This is a genomic window from Kocuria sp. GQ42, from assembly GCF_059758435.1.
Map to the genome: position 1 here is coordinate 226,968 of NZ_JCAXEN010000007.1, position 15,350 is coordinate 242,317.

Here is a 15,350-nt window from a genome sequence, read left to right on the forward strand (position 1 = left end):
GGAGTTGTCGGTCCGGGCGCGCGGTGGGCCGCAGCCTGCCGCGCACCCGGACCGTGCCTGTCAGGACCGCTCACTACCGGCGGTTCCCCGCGAGCACCCGGCGGGCACCGTACGCCGCGCCGATCAGCCCGAGCGCACCGGCGGCCGCGAGGCCGGCGGTCAGCATCGTGCGCTGCTCCTGGGCCGCGAGGCCGGACTGGCCGCCCGGCACGGCCTCGGGCGCCTGCTCCATGCCCTCCAGGGTCTGGACGGCGAGGTCCAGGTTCCCGGCCTCGAGGGAGCCCCACGCGTACACGATGTTGTGGGTGCCCTCGGCGAGCTCGAGATCGGCGGGGCCGATGACCGGGTCGGTGGTGCCCGCGGCGGCCACGGACGCCGAGACCGTGCCGGCGTCGACCGGGAGGGTCTCCTCGTTCGGGTTCTCGAGCCCGGTGATGATCGCCTGGTCGCCCGCGAGGACGTCCACGGCCGGGGCCGCGGCCACGTGCCGGACGGTCAGGTGCGACTTCCCGGCCTCGATCTCGGACATGTCGTTGGTGAACAGGGCGGCCGTGGGGTTGCCCTCGGCGTCGAGGTGGGCCGCGGCCGTGTAGCTCATCCCGGTCTGCAGGTCGGCGGTGACGGGACCGATGATCGGCTCCGAGGCGTCGGCGGCGTCGGGGGCCGTGATGGCCAGGTCGTAGCTGCCGGCGGGCAGCTCCAGCGGGCCGGCCAGGGTGCCCGGCTCGAAGTCGTCGAGGGTGAGCTCACCGTTGACGTAGACGTCCACGACGGTGTCGGGGACGCCGTGGAGCACGGAGAGCTCGGCGTGCTCGGCGGCGAACGCCGGGCTCATGCTGAGGGCACCGGCACCGAGGCCGAGGACTGCTGCGGCGGAAAGGGTCTTGCGCATGGTAACTGCTCCTTGAACGGGCTCCCTGGCGGAAGCGGAATCGACCTTGCACCCGTACTACCGCCGTGGACCCCTCCGTGGATGCAGCAGGTCACATTTTTTCCGGAAAGTTTTTCCGGGCCCGTTCCGCACCACAATGAAGAGGGCGGCGCCGTGGCCCGCGCGGCCCGCGGGAGCCGCCGTCCGGGCACCCGCCCGGGCACCCCTCGCATCCCCAGGAGGAACCGTGGACACCCATCGCTTCACCGGCAGGACCGCCGTGGTCACCGGGGCGGGCTCGGGCATCGGGCGCGCCACCGCGCTGCGCCTGGCCGGCGAGGGGGCCATGGTGGTGGTGGTCGACCTGTCGGCCCGCCGGCTGGAGGCCCTGGTGGCGGGCGCGCCGCGCCTGCCGCTGTTCCCCGTGCTCGCGGACCTCACGGACGAGGGGGCGGTGGGCCGCGTGCTGGCGGCGACCGAGGGGCGGCTCGACGTGCTGGTCAACAACGCCGGGATCATGGACCGCTTCGAGTCCGTCGCCGAGGTGGACGACGCGACGTGGGACCGGGTCTTCGCCGTGAACGTCGGCTCCGTCATGCGGCTGACCCGCGCGGCGATCCCGCTGCTCCGGGCCTCCGGACGGGGAGCGATCGTCAACGTGGCCTCCGAGGCGGCCCTGCGCGGCTCCGCCGCGGGCGCGGCCTACACCGCCTCCAAGCACGCCGTGGCCGGGCTGACGAAGAGCACCGCCCTCATGCACGCCGCGGACGGCATCCGCACCAACGCGGTCGCCCCCGGCGCCACGGCCACGGGCATCGAGGCGCCCATGGTCTCGGACCTCTTCCCCGGTAGGATGGCGGGGTTCATGCAGAACATCCCCTACACGGCCACGGCCGAGCAGGTCGCCGCCGTCATCGCCTTCCTCGCGAGCGACGACGCCTCCAACGTCAACGGCGTGATCATGCCCTCGGACGGCGGCTGGTCCGCGGTGTGACGCACCGCGCGGGGTCCGTGCCCCCGCGCGGTGCGCGGCTCACTCCTCCTCGAGCGTGGAGACCTCCTGCGGCTCGTCGAGGACGACCTCCTGGTCCTGCTCCACGAGGTCGTCGGGGTTCGCCTCGAGGGAGGACGCCTCCGAGCGGTCGGGCGCGTGCACCGGAGCCTCCTCGTCCTGGTCGTCGAGATCCTGCTGATCGGCGTCGATCGACTGCTCGAGCCGGTCGGCCTCGTCGTACTCGGGTACGTCGCTCATGGCTGCCTCCTGCGTCGTGGGACCTGCGGGACCACCGGCCGTGGGGCCGGTCGTGTGCTCCCGACCCTACTCGTCGGGTCGTCTGTTCCCAGCCCCCTGGTGGTCGGATAACGTGGTCTGCACCACAGGAAGCACCGCTCAACAGCAGGAGTTGTCGATCATGACGAGCCGATTCCACCGCTACGCCGAACTGTTCAAGAGCAAGGGCCCCTGGTGCACCGTGTACACGGACATCAGCACCGGCACCGTCGACTCGCTGCACGCCATCGACGTGCTTCCGGAGAACATCTGCCGAGAGCTGGAGCGCCAGGGCGCGAGCAAGGCCGATCTCGCCGCGGTGGAAGCCGCCGTGCGCCCGGCCGAGGGCGTGCCGGACCCGGTGTGCCGGTACCTGCTGGTGCGCGGAGGCACCGTGGAGATCGACGAGGTCCTCCCCGGTCCCCGGGCCGGCCGCGGCGTCGTCCAGGTGGAGGACGTCCCCGATCTCACTCCCCTGTTCCGGCACCGCCCGGACGACTTCCCGTACGTGGTCGCCGAGGTGGGCCGGGACGGCGGCGAGATCTGCCTCCAGCACGCCAGCCGCGTCCGGGCCGCGGACGAGCAGCAGATCGAGGGCGAGACCGAGCACCTGAAGAAGTTCCCCGGGGGCGGCTGGTCACAGGGACGCTGGCAGCGGCACACGGAGGACGTGTGGCGGCGCAACACCGAGCAGGTGGCCGAGCAGATCGACAAGGTCGTGGCCGAGAGCGGGGCGCAGCTCGTCGTCCTGGCCGGGGACCTGCGGGCCCGGGGCCTGGTCGAGGAGCAGCTGTCCAAGGCGGCCCGGGGGATGCTGAGCGTCGTGGACGCCAACACCCGGGCGGAGGGCAGCAAGTCCGCCGACTTCGACCACCAGGTCGAGGAGCGCGTGGCGGAGGTCGTGGCGCACCGGCAGCAGGCGCTGCTCGAGCGGCTCGCCGAGCAGCAGGGACGCGCGGACCCCACCGCCGTCTCGGGGATGGCACCCGTGGTCTCGGCCCTGCAGCAGGCCCAGGCGGAGACGCTGCTGCTCGACGACACCCACCTGGACACGGAGCAGCAGCTCATCGCCCTGGACGCCGAGCCGTGGATCGCCCTGGAGGAGTCGGAGGCCGTGGGCGCGGGCGTGCTGGGCCGGGTCTCCGCCGACGCCGCGCTGGTGCGCGCCGCGGTGCTGACCGACGGCCGCCCCGTCTTCGTGCCGCCGGGGGCGCTGCCCCACGGCACGGACGTCGCGGCCCTGCTGCGCTGGAGCGCCGCACCGGCGTCCTGACCCGGCACGGACGAGGGGCCCCCGCACGCGGGGGCCCCTCGTCCGTGCCCTGCCCCGTGCTCCCGGCGGAGCCGCGGGGCCAGGGGACGGGGTTCAGAGGGCCAGCTGGCGGGCGGGGGTGTCCGCGGCGGAGGGCCTGCCCGCGTAGGCGCCCCGGAACGCGGCGGCGGGGTGGGTGCCGAGCACCTTGGTCTGCCCCTTGCCGTAGAGGTTCTCGCGCAGCGTGGTGCCCTCGTACCCGGTGCGGTAGCGGCCGCGCTTCTGCAGCTCCGGCACGACCCACTCCACGAAGTCCTCGAACGAGCCCGGGGACACGTGGTAGGCGAGGTTGATGCCGTCCAGCCCGCCCTCGTCGATCCACCGCTCGAGCTCGTCGGCCACGGTCTGCGGGGACCCGACGATCGGCACGCCCATGCCGCCCATCGAGATGTGCTTGGCGACCTCCTTGATCGTCCACTTCTTGTGCGGGTCGGCCGTGGTGAAGGGGGTCAGGAAGGACTGGATCGAGTCGGTCTTGATGTACTCCAGGACGTCGTTCTCGTCGTAGCGGCCCAGGTCCAGCCCGGACCAGCCGCCCACGAGGCCCAGCGCGCCGTCGGTGTCCGCGTACCGCTCGTAGTCGCGGCGCTTCTGCTCGGCCTTCGCGTCGGTCTCGTCGACGATCACGTGCAGCATGGCGAAGATCTTGAGGTCGTCCCGGTTCCGGCCGCTGGCCTCCGCCTCGTCGCGCAGCTTGTCGGTGACCACCCGGGTCAGGTCCGGGCGGATGCCGCCCACGAACACCGCCTCCGCGTGGCGGCCGGCGAACGCCCGCCCGCGGGAGGAGGCCCCGGCCTGGAAGATCAGCGGCGTGCGCTGCGGGGACGGCTCGGTCAGCCCGATGCCGGGGACGTCGAAGTACTTGCCGTGGTGCTGGATGGGGTGCACGAGCGCCGGGTCGGCGAAGACGCCGTTGACCCGGTCGCGCCGGACCGCGCCGTCCTCCCAGGAGCCCTCCCAGAGCTTGTAGCAGACCTCCATGAACTCCTCGGCGATCTCGTAGCGCTCGTCGTGGGAGATCTGCTCCGTCAGCCCGTGGTTCTCGGCGGCCGACTTCAAGTAGGACGTCACCACGTTGAAGCCCATCCGGCCCTTCGTGAGGTGGTCGAGGGTCGCGAACTTCCGGGCGAGCGGGTACGGCTGCTCGTAGGTGATCGCGCTCGTCACGCCGAAGCCGAGGTGCTTCGTCACGGCCGCCATCGCGGAGATCTGCATGAAGGGGTCGTTGACCGGGATCTGGGTGGCGTCCCGGATCACCGGGGCCGCGGAGTTCTGGTAGACGTCGTAGTACCCGACGACGTCCGCGAGGAACAGCGCGTCGAAGAGCCCCTTCTCCAGGACCTGGGCGACGTCCGTCCAGTACTCGATGGTGTTGTACTCGTCCGCCCGGGAGCGGGGGTGCTTCCACAGACCGGGGGCCTGGTGGCCCACGCAGGTCATGTCGAAGGCGTTCAGGGCGATGCGCTTGCTCATGGGGTGTTCCTCCCGGGTCGATGCCGACCCGCGCCCGTGCGTCGTGGAGACCTGCCCGCGGGTCCGACGCACTGGTGGGCGCCGTACTTGCCGCGGAGCACGTGCACCGCGGCCCGATGTTCATCTGGGGCACCCCGCTACGGGAGAGGGTTGCCGCCCGACCAGCCAGAGCTTCGTGTCGGGACTCGTCATCGTCGTCGGGGGACAGCTTAGCGGGTGGCCCCTGACCGGGTGCAACCCCCGTGCGGTCCCGCCGCACGGGGACGGTCCCGGCCGGCAGCGGGACGGTGCCGATCCGGTACGGGCAGCTCCGCAGGGGCGCTCAGCCGGGTCGCTCCGCCGGGTCGTTCAGCCGGGCGGGGCGAGCGGCGGGGTCCGGCCCGGGTCCAGGGTCCAGCCCCGCCGGAGCAGGGACCGGAGCTCGATCAGGGGGCAGGTGTCCATGACCACATCGAGGCCGACCCGCTCCGCCCGGGCAGCGGCGTCCTCGTCGACGACGCCCAGCTGCAGCCACACCGCGGCGGCGCCCACGGCGATGGCCTGGTCCACCACCGCGCCGACGCGGCGGGAGTTCACGAAGCAGTCCACCACGTCGATCGGCCCCGGGACCTCGGCGAGCGTGCGGTGGCCGGGCTCGCCGTGCACCGGCTCGCCCTTCGGGTTGACCGGGACGATCGTCATGCCGAGGTCGTCCCGGATCCGCTTCGCCACCGAGTGCGCCGGACGGGCCGTGTTGCCGGTCAGCCCCACCACGGCCCACCGGCCGGGCCGGGTCATGAGGCGGTCGATGACGGCGGGGTCGTTGCGGCTCATGCCCCCAGCCTGGCACGGAACCCGTCCCCCCTCCTTCTTCCTCCGCGAAGTTGCACGTGTCGGCGACCTCGCGGGGGGGAAAGGAGGGTCAGGAGAAGAGCGGCAGGAGGTCCGCGTGCGCGCCCAGCTCCGCACGCTCCTGGGCGGTCAGCTCCGCCCGGCCGGTGCCCACGCGGGCGAAGTGCTCGTCGCTCCAGTGCTCGAGCGGTTCCCGCTCCCACAGGTCGGTGAGGACCCGGCGGACCTCGGCGAGCCCGTCCACGGCGGGACCCGGGGAGCCGTCCAGGTGCTGGATCAGGTCCAGGTGGTGCACCGTGGCCTCCACCGCGAGGGTGCTCAGCAGGTCCTCGACGCGCAGCACGTGCCCCTGGGTGCGGACCGCGCCGTCGCCGCAGTGCTGCGCCGCGTGCACGAGCGCCCGGGTGGTCTCGCGGTGGAGGGCGCGCAACGGCTCCCAGTCGAGGACCATGGACGCGGCCACGCGGGTGTGGCGCCTGGCCTCGGCGGCCCCTGCGGGATCGCCGCCCCAGTCGGTCCAGTAGGTCGCGGCGTCCCGGTCGGGGCGGGCGGTGGTGGGCGTGTGCAGGGCGACCAGCCCGCGCAGGGCGTCCATCGCGCAGTGGTGGGTGAGGTCCCGGACCGACCACCCCGGGCAGCCCGTGGCGGCCCAGGAGTCGCCGTCGCCGAGCCCGTCGAGGACCGCGCCGAACGCCGTGCAGGCGTCGCGCACCAAGTCCGCCCGGGCCGGGGGTCTGCGGCTCGTCATGGGTCCATGGTGGGGCACGGAGGGCTCCCGTGCCAGCGATGTGTCGCGATCACCACGGATGCGACGGATTTGCCAGGAAACACGCCGAGGACGTTCAATTGGTGGTGTAACCATCCGGAGCGGCTGAGAGACCTGGCTCGTCGACGTCGCAGCAACCGGCACGGATCCGTCTGATCCTCCGTGCGAGGTGCTAATGCCAGGACCGATGGAGTTGATCATGAGCACTTCCCTGCTGGGCTCTGCGCCGGCCACCGCACCGGGCACCGCGAAGCGCGCCTTCTCCGTGGCCTTCGAGCACGTCGGCAAGGCCTTCCCGTCCGGCCGCGAGACCCACCACGTCCTGCAGGACGTCGACGTCACGGCCCGGCCCGGCGAGGTCCTGGCGATCCTGGGGCCCTCGGGGTGCGGCAAGTCCACGCTCCTGCGGGCCGCGGCGGGGCTCGACACCGCCTCGGCCGGACGGGTGCTCATCGACGGCACCCCCGTGTCCGGCATCGACCCGCGCTGCGCGGTCGCCTTCCAGGAGCCCCGCCTGCTGCCGTGGCGCTCGGTGCGCGAGAACGTCCGTCTGGGCCTGCCCCGCGGAATCCCCCGGGACGAGGGGGACGCCGTGATCGACGACCTGCTGCGCCTGGTGGGGCTCACCGCGCACGCCGGCCACCGTCCCCGCGCGATCTCCGGCGGCATGGCACAGCGCGCGTCCCTGGCCCGGGCCCTGGCCCGCAATCCCGGGGTCCTGCTGCTCGACGAGCCCTTCGGCGCGCTCGACGCCCTGACCCGCCTGAAGATGCAGGACCTGCTGCTCACGATCCACTCGGCCCAGCCCACCACCGTCCTGCTCGTCACCCACGACGTCGACGAGGCGCTGCAGCTCGCGGACCGGATCGTGGTCCTGGGCCGGACCGGGCCCACCGCCCCCGCCTCGATCAGCACGATCCTCGCCGTGCCCGGCGAGCGCCCCCGGGACCGGGCCTCCGAGGTCCTCGCCGAGCTGCGCATGCAGCTCCTCGGCCACCTCGGCGTCGACACCCACCACCCCGCGACCCGCTGACGCGGTTCGCCCCCACCCCGACTCCCCTCCCCGGACCAGCGGCGGCACCCGCCCGCGCCGCCCGGCACCGTCCGTCCACCACGAAAGGCTCCGCCATGCCCCTGCCCCAGCGCTCCGTCCGCACCGTCCCCGCACTCGCCGCCGTCCTGACCCTCGGCCTGACCGGGTGCATGGCCGGCGAGGGCTCCGGCGAGCCGCCCACGGAGGCCGCCGGGGACGGCACCGTCCGCGTGGACTGGGCCACCTACAACCCGCTCTCCGTGGTGATCAAGGAGAAGGGTTGGCTCGAGACCGCGTTCGCCGAGGAGGGCATCGAGGTGGAGTGGGTGCAGTCCGCCGGGTCGAACAAGGCCAACGAGGCGCTGCGCGCGGAGGCGGTGGACGTCGGCTCCACCGCGGGCTCCGCGGCGCTGCTGGCCCGCAGCAACGGCACCCCGATCCAGGTGATCGACCTCTACTCGCAGCCGGAGTGGTCCGCCCTGGTCACCACCGCCGGCAGCGACGTGCAGGAGGTCGCGGACCTCGAGGGCCGCACCGTGGCCGCGACCAAGGGCACCGACCCGTACTTCTTCCTGCTCCAGGCCCTCGACGAGGCCGGGGTGGACGCCGGGGACGTCACGATCCAGAACCTGCAGCACGCCGACGGCCGCGCCGCCCTGGAGAACGGCCAGGTGGACGCCTGGTCCGGGCTCGACCCGATCATGGCCGCCGCGGAGGAGAACGGCGCGGAGCTGTTCTACCGCAACGTCGACTTCAACACCTACGGCTTCCTCAACGCCCACGAGAGCTTCCTCGAGGAGCAGCCCGAGGCCGCCCAGACCGTGGTGGACGTCTACGCCTACGCCCGGCAGTGGGCGCAGGAGAACACGGAGGAGACCGCGCAGCTGCTCGCCGAGGCGGCCGGGATCGAGCTGTCCGTGGCCGAGAAGGTGCTCGAGCGCACCAACCTGGACATCGACCACGTGCCGGGCGACGAGCAGCTGGCGGTCCTCGAGAAGGTCGGGCCGATCTTCGTGGAGTCCGACGACGTGGCCGACCAGGAGCAGATCGACGAGGCGCTCGGGAGCATCGTGGAGAGCTCCTACGCCGAGAACGCCGACGCCTCCCGCGCGGCCGAGCTGGTCGGGGACGGGCAGTGACGCAGCCCCTGACCCCCGCCGAGGAGGCGCAGCGTCTCGAGGATGCCCCCGCCGCGGCCCCCCGGCGGCGGCCGCTGCTGCGCACCGGGCTGGGCCTGCTGCTGCCCGCCGCGCTGCTGGTGCTGTGGCACGTGCTCTCCACCGCCGGGGTCTTCAGCGCCGTTCAGCTGCCGGCCCCGCTCGCGGTGCTCGAGGCCGGGATCGGCCTGCTGGCCGGCGGGGACCTCTGGACCCACGTGGGCATCTCGACCCAGCGCGTGCTGATCGGCTTCCTGATCGGCGCCGGGCTCGGCCTCGTGGCCGGGTCCTTCATCGGCCTCTCCCGCTGGGGTTCCACGCTGGTGGGCCCCACGATCGGGGCGTTCCGCGCGGTGCCGTCCCTGGCGTGGGTGCCGCTGCTGCTGCTGTGGATCGGCCTCGGCGAGGACTCCAAGGTCACGCTGGTGGCCATCGGCGCGTTCTTCCCGGTCTACACCACCGTCTCCGCGGCCCTGCAGCACGTGGACCGCAACCTCATCGAGGCGGCGCGGGCGTTCGGGCTGCACGGGCTGCGCCTGCTCACCACGGTGCAGCTGCCGGCCGTCATGCCGTCGGTCATCTCGGGGCTGCGACTGGCCCTGGCCCAGGCGTGGCTGTTCCTCGTGGCCGCCGAGCTGCTGGGCGCCTCCATGGGCCTGGGCTGGCTGCTCACCGACTCGCAGAACAACGGCCGCACCGACCGCCTGCTCCTCGCCATCGTGCTGCTCGCGGTGCTCGGCAAGGCGACGGACGCGCTGCTGGGGGTCTTCGAGAAGTGGGCCGCCAAGAAATGGGCCTGACACGTGCGCCTGGCACAGTGGAACCGTCGTCCGTGCCGGCCGGAAAGGACAGCAGCACCGTGAGCTTCAGCTGGAGCGACCCCTCCTCCCCCACCCCCAATCCCGCCCTGGTCTCGGACGAGGCCCGGATCGCCTTCTGGGAGGCGCAGGCGTCGCGCCTCGACTGGGCGCGGCCGTGGACCACCGCGCACCGCTTCGAGGCCCCGCGGCGGCTCGGGACGGACGAGCAGGGCGGCCCCACCTGGTCGGTCCCGGAGATCGCGTGGTTCGAGGGCGGCAGGCTCAACGTGGCCCACAACTGCGTGGACCGCCACGTCGAGGCCGGCCGCGGCGCCCACGTGGCCCTGTACTTCGAGGGGGAGCCCGGGGACCGGCTGGTCTACACCTACGCCGACCTGCAGCGGGAGGTCTCCCGCGCCGCCAACGCCCTGCTCGCCCTGGGCGTGGAGCAGGGCGACCGGGTGGTGATCTACCTCCCCGTCATCCCGGAGACCGTCATCATCACGCTGGCCTGCGCCCGCATCGGCGCGGTGCACTCCCTGGTCTTCGGCGGGTTCTCCGCCGAGGCGCTGCGCTTCCGCGTCGAGGACACCGGCGCCAAGGTCCTCGTGACCACGGACGGGCAGCACCGGCGCGGTGCCGTGGTGCCCGTGAAGGCCGTGGCCGACGAGGCCTGCAGCGGTGACAACGCGGTCGAGCACGTCGTCGTTGTGCGCCGCACCTCCCGGCCCGGGCGCACGGACCTGCCGCGGGGCACCCGGGGGACGCACTCCAAGGAGGAGGACGCGGTCCCGTGGACGCGCGGGCGGGACGTGTGGTGGCACGAGCTGGTCGCCGAGCAGTCCGACGTGCACGTGCCCGAGGCGTTCGATGCCGAGACGCCGCTGTTCATCATCTACACCTCCGGGACCACCGGACGGCCCAAGGGCCTGGTGCACACGATGGGCGGCTACCTCGTGCAGACCGCCTACACCCACGCGCTGCTGTTCGACCTGCTGCCCGACGTCGAGGACGAGGACGGCGGACTGCGCCCGGACGAGCTGGCCACCGTCAACGACCCCGCGAAGGTGGACTCGACCGTCCACTGGTGCACCGCGGACCTCGCGTGGGTCACCGCGCACACCTACGAGATCTACGGGCCGCTGGTCAACGGCGTGTCCGAGGTGATCTACGAGGGCACCCCGAACACCCCGCACTGGGGCCGGCACTTCGAGGTGATCGAGCGCTACGGGGTCACCGCCTACTACACGGCGCCCACGCTGATCCGCTCCCTGATGGGCGCGTTCCCGAAGGGCGTCCCGCCGCTCTACAACCTCAACTCGATCCGGCTGCTCGGCTCCGTGGGCGAGTCGATCAATCCCGAGGCCTGGCGCTGGCTGCGCGCTCAGCTGGGCAGGGACGAGGTGCCGTTCGTGGACACGTGGTGGCAGTCCGAGACCGGCGCCACCGTGATGTCCCCGCGGCCGCACGACCCGCAGTTCGCGCCCCCGGGGACGTTCGACGACGGAGCCCCGCGCACCGCGCTCAAGCCCGGCTGCGCGACCCGGGCGGTCCCGGGGATCTCCACCCGCGTGGTCGACGAGGCCGGGGAGACGGTCCCGCCCGGGGTGCAGGGCTTCGTGGTGGTGGACCGGACCGGTCCCTCGATGGCCCGCACCGTGTGGGGCGACCCGCAGCGCTACCTGTCCTCCTACTGGGAGGCCTACGCGGAGCAGGGCTGGTTCCTGGCCGGGGACGGCGCCCGCTACGACGAGGAGGGGGACATCTACATCCTGGGGCGGGTCGACGACGTCATCAACGTCTCCGGGCACCGGCTGTCCACCATCGAGATCGAGTCGGCGCTCGTCACCCACCCGTGGGTGGTGGAGGCCGGCGCGGCGCCGGTGCGCGACGAGCTGACCGGGCACGCGGTGCTCGCCTACGTGGTCCTGACCCCCGAGGCCGCCCGGGTCCCGGCGGAGGAGCTGACCGCGGCCCTGCGCGAGCACGTGGCGCACGAGATCGGGCCGATCGCCAAGCCGCGGGCGGTCGTGGCGGTCCCGGACCTGCCGAAGACCCGGTCCGGGAAGATCACCCGGCGGCTGCTCGCGCAGCTGTGGGAAGGCGCCCCGCTCGGCGACCGGTCCTCGCTGCAGAACGAGGAGTCCCTCGAGCGCATCGCCGGCGTCCTGGCCGCACGGCGCTAGCCCCGGCCGCGAGGGGCCGCTTCCGGTGCTCCTCCGGCCGCGAGGGGTCGCTTCCGGTGCTCCTCCGGCCGCGAGGAGTCGCTTCCGGCGCTCCTCCGGCCGCGAGGGGCCGCTTTCGGTCGGAATGAGCTCCTCACACCGGCGGAAAACGACCCCTCGCGCCGACGCGGAGGCCGACGCGGAGGCCGGCGGAGGCGGGAAACGACCCCTCGGCGCGGCTCCGCGACGGTCCGCTGCCCCCTCCGCAAGGACGTTGAGACTTGTGACGCCCCAGCCCGCACCGCCCCTAGGATGAATGCCGTGAACGACTCCCCCCGCCCCGCAAGCACGGCCCGCTCCGCGCCGGACGGGCTGCTGGCCGCCCTGCCGAACACCGACCTCAAGCTCGCGATGGCCGCCTCCGGCGCCCTGTTCTCGGGCTACGTGCTGGTGCACATGCTGGGGAACCTGAAGGTCTACCAGGGCGCGGAGAAGTTCGACGCCTACGCCGAGCTCCTCCGCACGGCGGGCGCCCCCGTGCTGCCGCGCGGCACGGTGCTCTGGACGGCCCGCGGCGTGCTCGCCACCGGCCTCGTGGTCCACACGGGCGCCGCCGCGGTGCTCACCGCACGGTCCTGGGCGGCGAACGGGACGCTGCTGCCGCGCACCGGCCGGCGTCCGCGGGGTCGTCGTCGCTCCCCGTGGACGGTGGCGAAGCGCTCGATGCGCAGCACGGGCGGCGTGCTCGGGCTGTTCACCCTCTTCCACGTGCTCGACCTGACCCTGGGCGCCCGGCCCGCCGCGGCCCGGGGGTTCGAGCACGGCAGCGCCCACGCCAACCTCGTGGCCAGCCTCTCCCGCCCGCCGGTGGCCGCCGCCTACGCCCTGTCCATGGCGGCGCTGGCCGCCCACCTGGTGCACGGCATCCCGGAGATCGCCAACGACGTGGGCGTGGGCGGTGACCGGCGCTTCCAGCGGCGGCTGCGGATCGCCGCGAACGCGTTCGGCGCCGCGGTGGCCGCCGGCAACACCACGATCCCGGTGGCCGTGCTGACCCGCGCGGTGCGCTGAGCCCCGTGACCGCCCTCCCCCGCCTGCGGGACGACCTCCCGCGGGACGACCTCCTGCAGGACGACCTCCTGCAGGACGACCTTCTTCGAGACGACTTTCTTCGAGACGACAAGGACCCGAGCGAGTGAGCACCTTCTCCCTGACCGTGGACGTGTGGCGCCAGCCCTCCCCGGAGGAGCCCGGGGACTTCACGGCCTACGACGTCCCGGACGCGAGCCCGGACATGACCGTGCTCGAGCTGCTCGACCGGATCAACGCTCAGCTGGAGGCCGCCGGCGAGGACCCGGTGGTCTTCGACGACGGCTGCCGCGAAGGGGTCTGCGGCAAGTGCGGGGTGACGGTCGACGGCGTGGCGCACGGCCCCGAGCGCAACGCCGCGAGCTGCATGCAGCACCTGGGGGCCTACCGGGACGGGGACCGCGTGCGCATCGAGCCGCTGCGGGCGGCGTCCTTCCCGGTCAAGCGGGACCTCTCCGTGGACAAGAGGGCGCTGCGCCTCGTGGCGAAGGCGGGCAAGTTCCCGGTGGCGATGAAGGCCCTGGCCAACGGCGGCTGCATCAGCTGCGGGGCCTGCGTGGCGTCCTGCCCCAACGGGTCCGGCCAGCTGTTCGTGGGCACGATGCTGCGGGAGCTGCCGCCGCTGGCCAAGGACGACACCGAGCGCCGGGAGCGTTCCGCCCGGGTGATCGACGCCTCCGAGGAGCAGTTCGGGCCCTGCTCCCTGCTCGGCGACTGCGTGGAGGTCTGCCCGGCCGGGCTGCCGATCGAGAACCTCTCCGCGGTGGCGCAGGAGAACCTGCGCAACCGTTTCCCGCGCCGGAGCAGGGACACCCCGGACCCCGGATGACCCGGCGCGGCGCGCCTTGCCGCCCGGTGACGTGACTGCTACCTTTCGGGCACGCCCCCGAGACCATGAGGTGGATCACATGAGCGAGCGCCCCGGAAAGATCGTCCCCGAGCAGGGCGAGTTCGACTACGAGCCCGACGACCGCGAACCTGCCCGTCCGGCGGCGAAGACCTGGCTCTTCCGCGGCCTCGGCCTGCTGCTGGCCTTCCTGGTCTGGTTCCTGCTCGGCGGCGCGGACGTCTCGGCCGACGCCCGGGTGGTGGGTGCGGTCGCCACGCTGATGGCGGTCTGGTGGATGACCGAGGCGGTGCCGCTGTCCATCACCTCGCTGCTGCCCATCGTGCTCTTCCCGGTGCTCACGGTGCTCACCGTGGCCGAGACGACCGCACCCTACGCCAACCCGATCGTGTTCCTGTTCCTCGGCGGCTTCCTCATCGCGATCGCCATGCAGAAGTGGAACCTGCACCGCCGGATCGCGCTGCTGACCCTGCGCCGGGTGGGCACCCACCCGCGGCAGATCATCCTCGGCCTGATGATCTCCACGGCCTTCCTCTCCATGTGGGTCTCCAACACCGCGACCACGCTGATGATGCTGCCGATCGGGCTCTCCGTGCTGACCCTGGTGGTCGAGAACAGCCGCAACGCCGGCACCCAGGCGGAGTCCGACGCCATGACCGAGGACATCCGCGGCGGCAAGGCCATCAGCGACGTCATCGACGACCGCGACGTGCGCCTGTTCGGCGTGGCCCTGGTCCTGGCGATCGCCTGGGCCGCCACCATCGGCGGCCTCGGGACCCTGCTGGGCTCCCCGCCCAACGCCATCGTGGCCGGCTACATCAGCGACGAGCTGGACCGGACCGTGGGCTTCGCGCAGTGGATGATGCTCGGCGTGCCGATCGTGGTGGTCTTCATCGGTCTCGCCTGGCTGCTCATCACCCGCGTCATCTTCCGCTTCAACCTGGCGGAGGTGCCCGGCGGCAAGGAGCTGATCAACCAGGAGATCGCCGCCCTGGGGCCCATGAGCAAGGGTGAGAAGACCGTCCTCGTCGTGTTCGTCATCGCGGCGTTCTTCTGGATCGTCCCGGGGCTGCTGTCCGGCATCGGCACCATCGGCGAGCAGCTGCCCTGGCTGGACCTCTTCGACGACACGGTGGTCGCCATCGGCGCCGGCGTGCTGCTCTTCCTGCTCCCCGGGGACAAGCAGGGCAACATGACCCTGGAGTGGAAGGACGCCGAGGAGGGCCTCCCGTGGGGCGTGCTCCTGCTCTTCGGCGGCGGTCTGTCGCTCGCCGCGGCCGTGGCCGGCACGGGCCTGGACGCCTGGTTCGGCGCGCAGGTCTCCGGGCTCGGCGCGCTGCCGATCGTCCTGCTGCTCGCGGCGGTGGTCACGATCGTCCTGCTCCTGACCGAGATCACGTCCAACACCGCCACGGCGGCCACCTTCATCCCGATCCTGGGCGGCGTCGCCGTCGGCATCGGGGTGGACCCCATGACGCTGCTCATCCCGGCGGCGCTGGCGGCCACGTGCGCGTTCATGCTCCCGGTGGGCACTCCGCCCAACGCCATCGTCTTCGCCACCGGCCAGGTCAAGATCGCCGAGATGGTGCGCGGCGGCATCGTCCTCAACATCGTGGGCGTCATCCTGATCACGATCTTCACCGTGCTCATCGGGCCCTTCGCCCTGGGCCTGGTGATCTAGCCCGTCCTCGTCCCGGCACAGGGGGCCCGTGGTGTCCACGGGCCCCCTGGTCGTG

General features: G+C 72.9%; 15 protein-coding genes and 2 riboswitches. Of the genes, 10 read left to right on the top strand and 5 right to left on the bottom strand.

Annotated features, from left to right (window positions below):
• Nucleotides 1-73: 73 nt before the first annotated feature.
• Complete coding sequence (locus tag AC6CH6_RS15200; RefSeq protein ID WP_133409026.1) at nucleotides 74-892, bottom strand: DUF4397 domain-containing protein; 819 nt, start codon at nucleotides 890-892, stop codon at nucleotides 74-76.
• 226 nt (nucleotides 893-1,118) lie between these two features.
• Here AC6CH6_RS15200 and AC6CH6_RS15205 point away from each other — a divergent pair, with 226 nt between their 5' ends.
• Complete coding sequence (locus AC6CH6_RS15205; RefSeq protein ID WP_498255746.1) at nucleotides 1,119-1,865, top strand: SDR family NAD(P)-dependent oxidoreductase; 747 nt, start codon at nucleotides 1,119-1,121, stop codon at nucleotides 1,863-1,865.
• Nucleotides 1,866-1,904: 39 nt separating this feature from the next.
• Here the strand turns inward: AC6CH6_RS15205 and AC6CH6_RS15210 are convergent, their stop codons facing one another.
• The gene (locus AC6CH6_RS15210; RefSeq protein ID WP_017833866.1) at nucleotides 1,905-2,123 is read right to left on the bottom strand and encodes a hypothetical protein; all 219 of its coding nucleotides are present in this window, start codon (nucleotides 2,121-2,123) and stop codon (nucleotides 1,905-1,907) included.
• 160 nt (nucleotides 2,124-2,283) lie between these two features.
• On the opposite strand from AC6CH6_RS15210, the gene AC6CH6_RS15215 reads away from it, so the two are divergent.
• On the top strand, nucleotides 2,284-3,414 hold the full coding sequence (locus AC6CH6_RS15215) for a baeRF2 domain-containing protein (protein WP_498255747.1): 1,131 nt from the start codon (nucleotides 2,284-2,286) through the stop codon (nucleotides 3,412-3,414).
• 93 nt (nucleotides 3,415-3,507) lie between these two features.
• Here AC6CH6_RS15215 and AC6CH6_RS15220 read toward each other — a convergent pair whose 3' ends face one another.
• From AC6CH6_RS15220 to AC6CH6_RS15230, 3 genes are all read right to left on the bottom strand, one after another.
• Nucleotides 3,508-4,926: an LLM class flavin-dependent oxidoreductase gene (locus tag AC6CH6_RS15220; RefSeq protein WP_126346934.1), complete on the bottom strand. Its 1,419-nt coding sequence runs from the start codon at nucleotides 4,924-4,926 to the stop codon at nucleotides 3,508-3,510.
• A 78-nt stretch (nucleotides 4,927-5,004) separates the two neighbouring features.
• Nucleotides 5,005-5,119: riboswitch (SAM riboswitch) on the bottom strand.
• 155 nt (nucleotides 5,120-5,274) lie between these two features.
• Nucleotides 5,275-5,739 (bottom strand): CoA-binding protein, encoded by a 465-nt coding sequence (locus AC6CH6_RS15225; protein WP_498255748.1) that lies wholly within the window; start codon nucleotides 5,737-5,739, stop codon nucleotides 5,275-5,277.
• Nucleotides 5,740-5,827: 88 nt separating this feature from the next.
• Nucleotides 5,828-6,505 (bottom strand): maleylpyruvate isomerase N-terminal domain-containing protein, encoded by a 678-nt coding sequence (locus tag AC6CH6_RS15230; RefSeq protein ID WP_498255749.1) that lies wholly within the window; start codon nucleotides 6,503-6,505, stop codon nucleotides 5,828-5,830.
• A 107-nt stretch (nucleotides 6,506-6,612) separates the two neighbouring features.
• Nucleotides 6,613-6,717, top strand: a riboswitch (SAM riboswitch).
• Nucleotides 6,718-6,722: 5 nt separating this feature from the next.
• Here AC6CH6_RS15230 and AC6CH6_RS15235 point away from each other — a divergent pair.
• The 8 genes from AC6CH6_RS15235 (at nucleotide 6,723) to AC6CH6_RS15270 (ending at nucleotide 15,295) form a co-directional block, all read left to right on the top strand.
• Nucleotides 6,723-7,556 carry an ABC transporter ATP-binding protein gene (locus AC6CH6_RS15235; protein ID WP_498255750.1) on the top strand — a complete coding sequence of 278 codons (834 nt, stop codon included), beginning with the start codon at nucleotides 6,723-6,725 and terminating at the stop codon, nucleotides 7,554-7,556.
• A gap of 95 nt (nucleotides 7,557-7,651) precedes the next feature.
• Nucleotides 7,652-8,695, top strand: coding sequence for an aliphatic sulfonate ABC transporter substrate-binding protein (locus AC6CH6_RS15240; RefSeq protein WP_498255751.1), 1,044 nt, complete (start codon nucleotides 7,652-7,654; stop codon nucleotides 8,693-8,695).
• Nucleotides 8,692-9,513, top strand: a complete 822-nt coding sequence (locus AC6CH6_RS15245; protein ID WP_133409018.1) for an ABC transporter permease — start codon at nucleotides 8,692-8,694, stop codon at nucleotides 9,511-9,513. The genes AC6CH6_RS15240 and AC6CH6_RS15245 overlap by 4 nt, the downstream gene beginning before the upstream one ends.
• Nucleotides 9,514-9,572: 59 nt before the next feature.
• Nucleotides 9,573-11,699, top strand: coding sequence for an AMP-binding protein (locus tag AC6CH6_RS15250; RefSeq protein ID WP_498255752.1), 2,127 nt, complete (start codon nucleotides 9,573-9,575; stop codon nucleotides 11,697-11,699).
• Nucleotides 11,700-11,990: 291 nt separating this feature from the next.
• Nucleotides 11,991-12,749 (top strand): succinate dehydrogenase/fumarate reductase transmembrane subunit, encoded by a 759-nt coding sequence (locus tag AC6CH6_RS15255; RefSeq protein WP_498255753.1) that lies wholly within the window; start codon nucleotides 11,991-11,993, stop codon nucleotides 12,747-12,749.
• Between the two features lie 5 nt (nucleotides 12,750-12,754).
• Nucleotides 12,755-12,877 carry a hypothetical protein gene (locus AC6CH6_RS15260; protein WP_498255754.1) on the top strand — a complete coding sequence of 41 codons (123 nt, stop codon included), beginning with the start codon at nucleotides 12,755-12,757 and terminating at the stop codon, nucleotides 12,875-12,877.
• Nucleotides 12,874-13,596 (top strand): 2Fe-2S iron-sulfur cluster-binding protein, encoded by a 723-nt coding sequence (locus tag AC6CH6_RS15265; RefSeq protein ID WP_498255755.1) that lies wholly within the window; start codon nucleotides 12,874-12,876, stop codon nucleotides 13,594-13,596. The genes AC6CH6_RS15260 and AC6CH6_RS15265 overlap by 4 nt, the downstream gene beginning before the upstream one ends.
• A gap of 79 nt (nucleotides 13,597-13,675) precedes the next feature.
• Nucleotides 13,676-15,295 carry an SLC13 family permease gene (locus AC6CH6_RS15270; RefSeq protein WP_498255756.1) on the top strand — a complete coding sequence of 540 codons (1,620 nt, stop codon included), beginning with the start codon at nucleotides 13,676-13,678 and terminating at the stop codon, nucleotides 15,293-15,295.
• Nucleotides 15,296-15,350 lie beyond the last annotated feature (55 nt).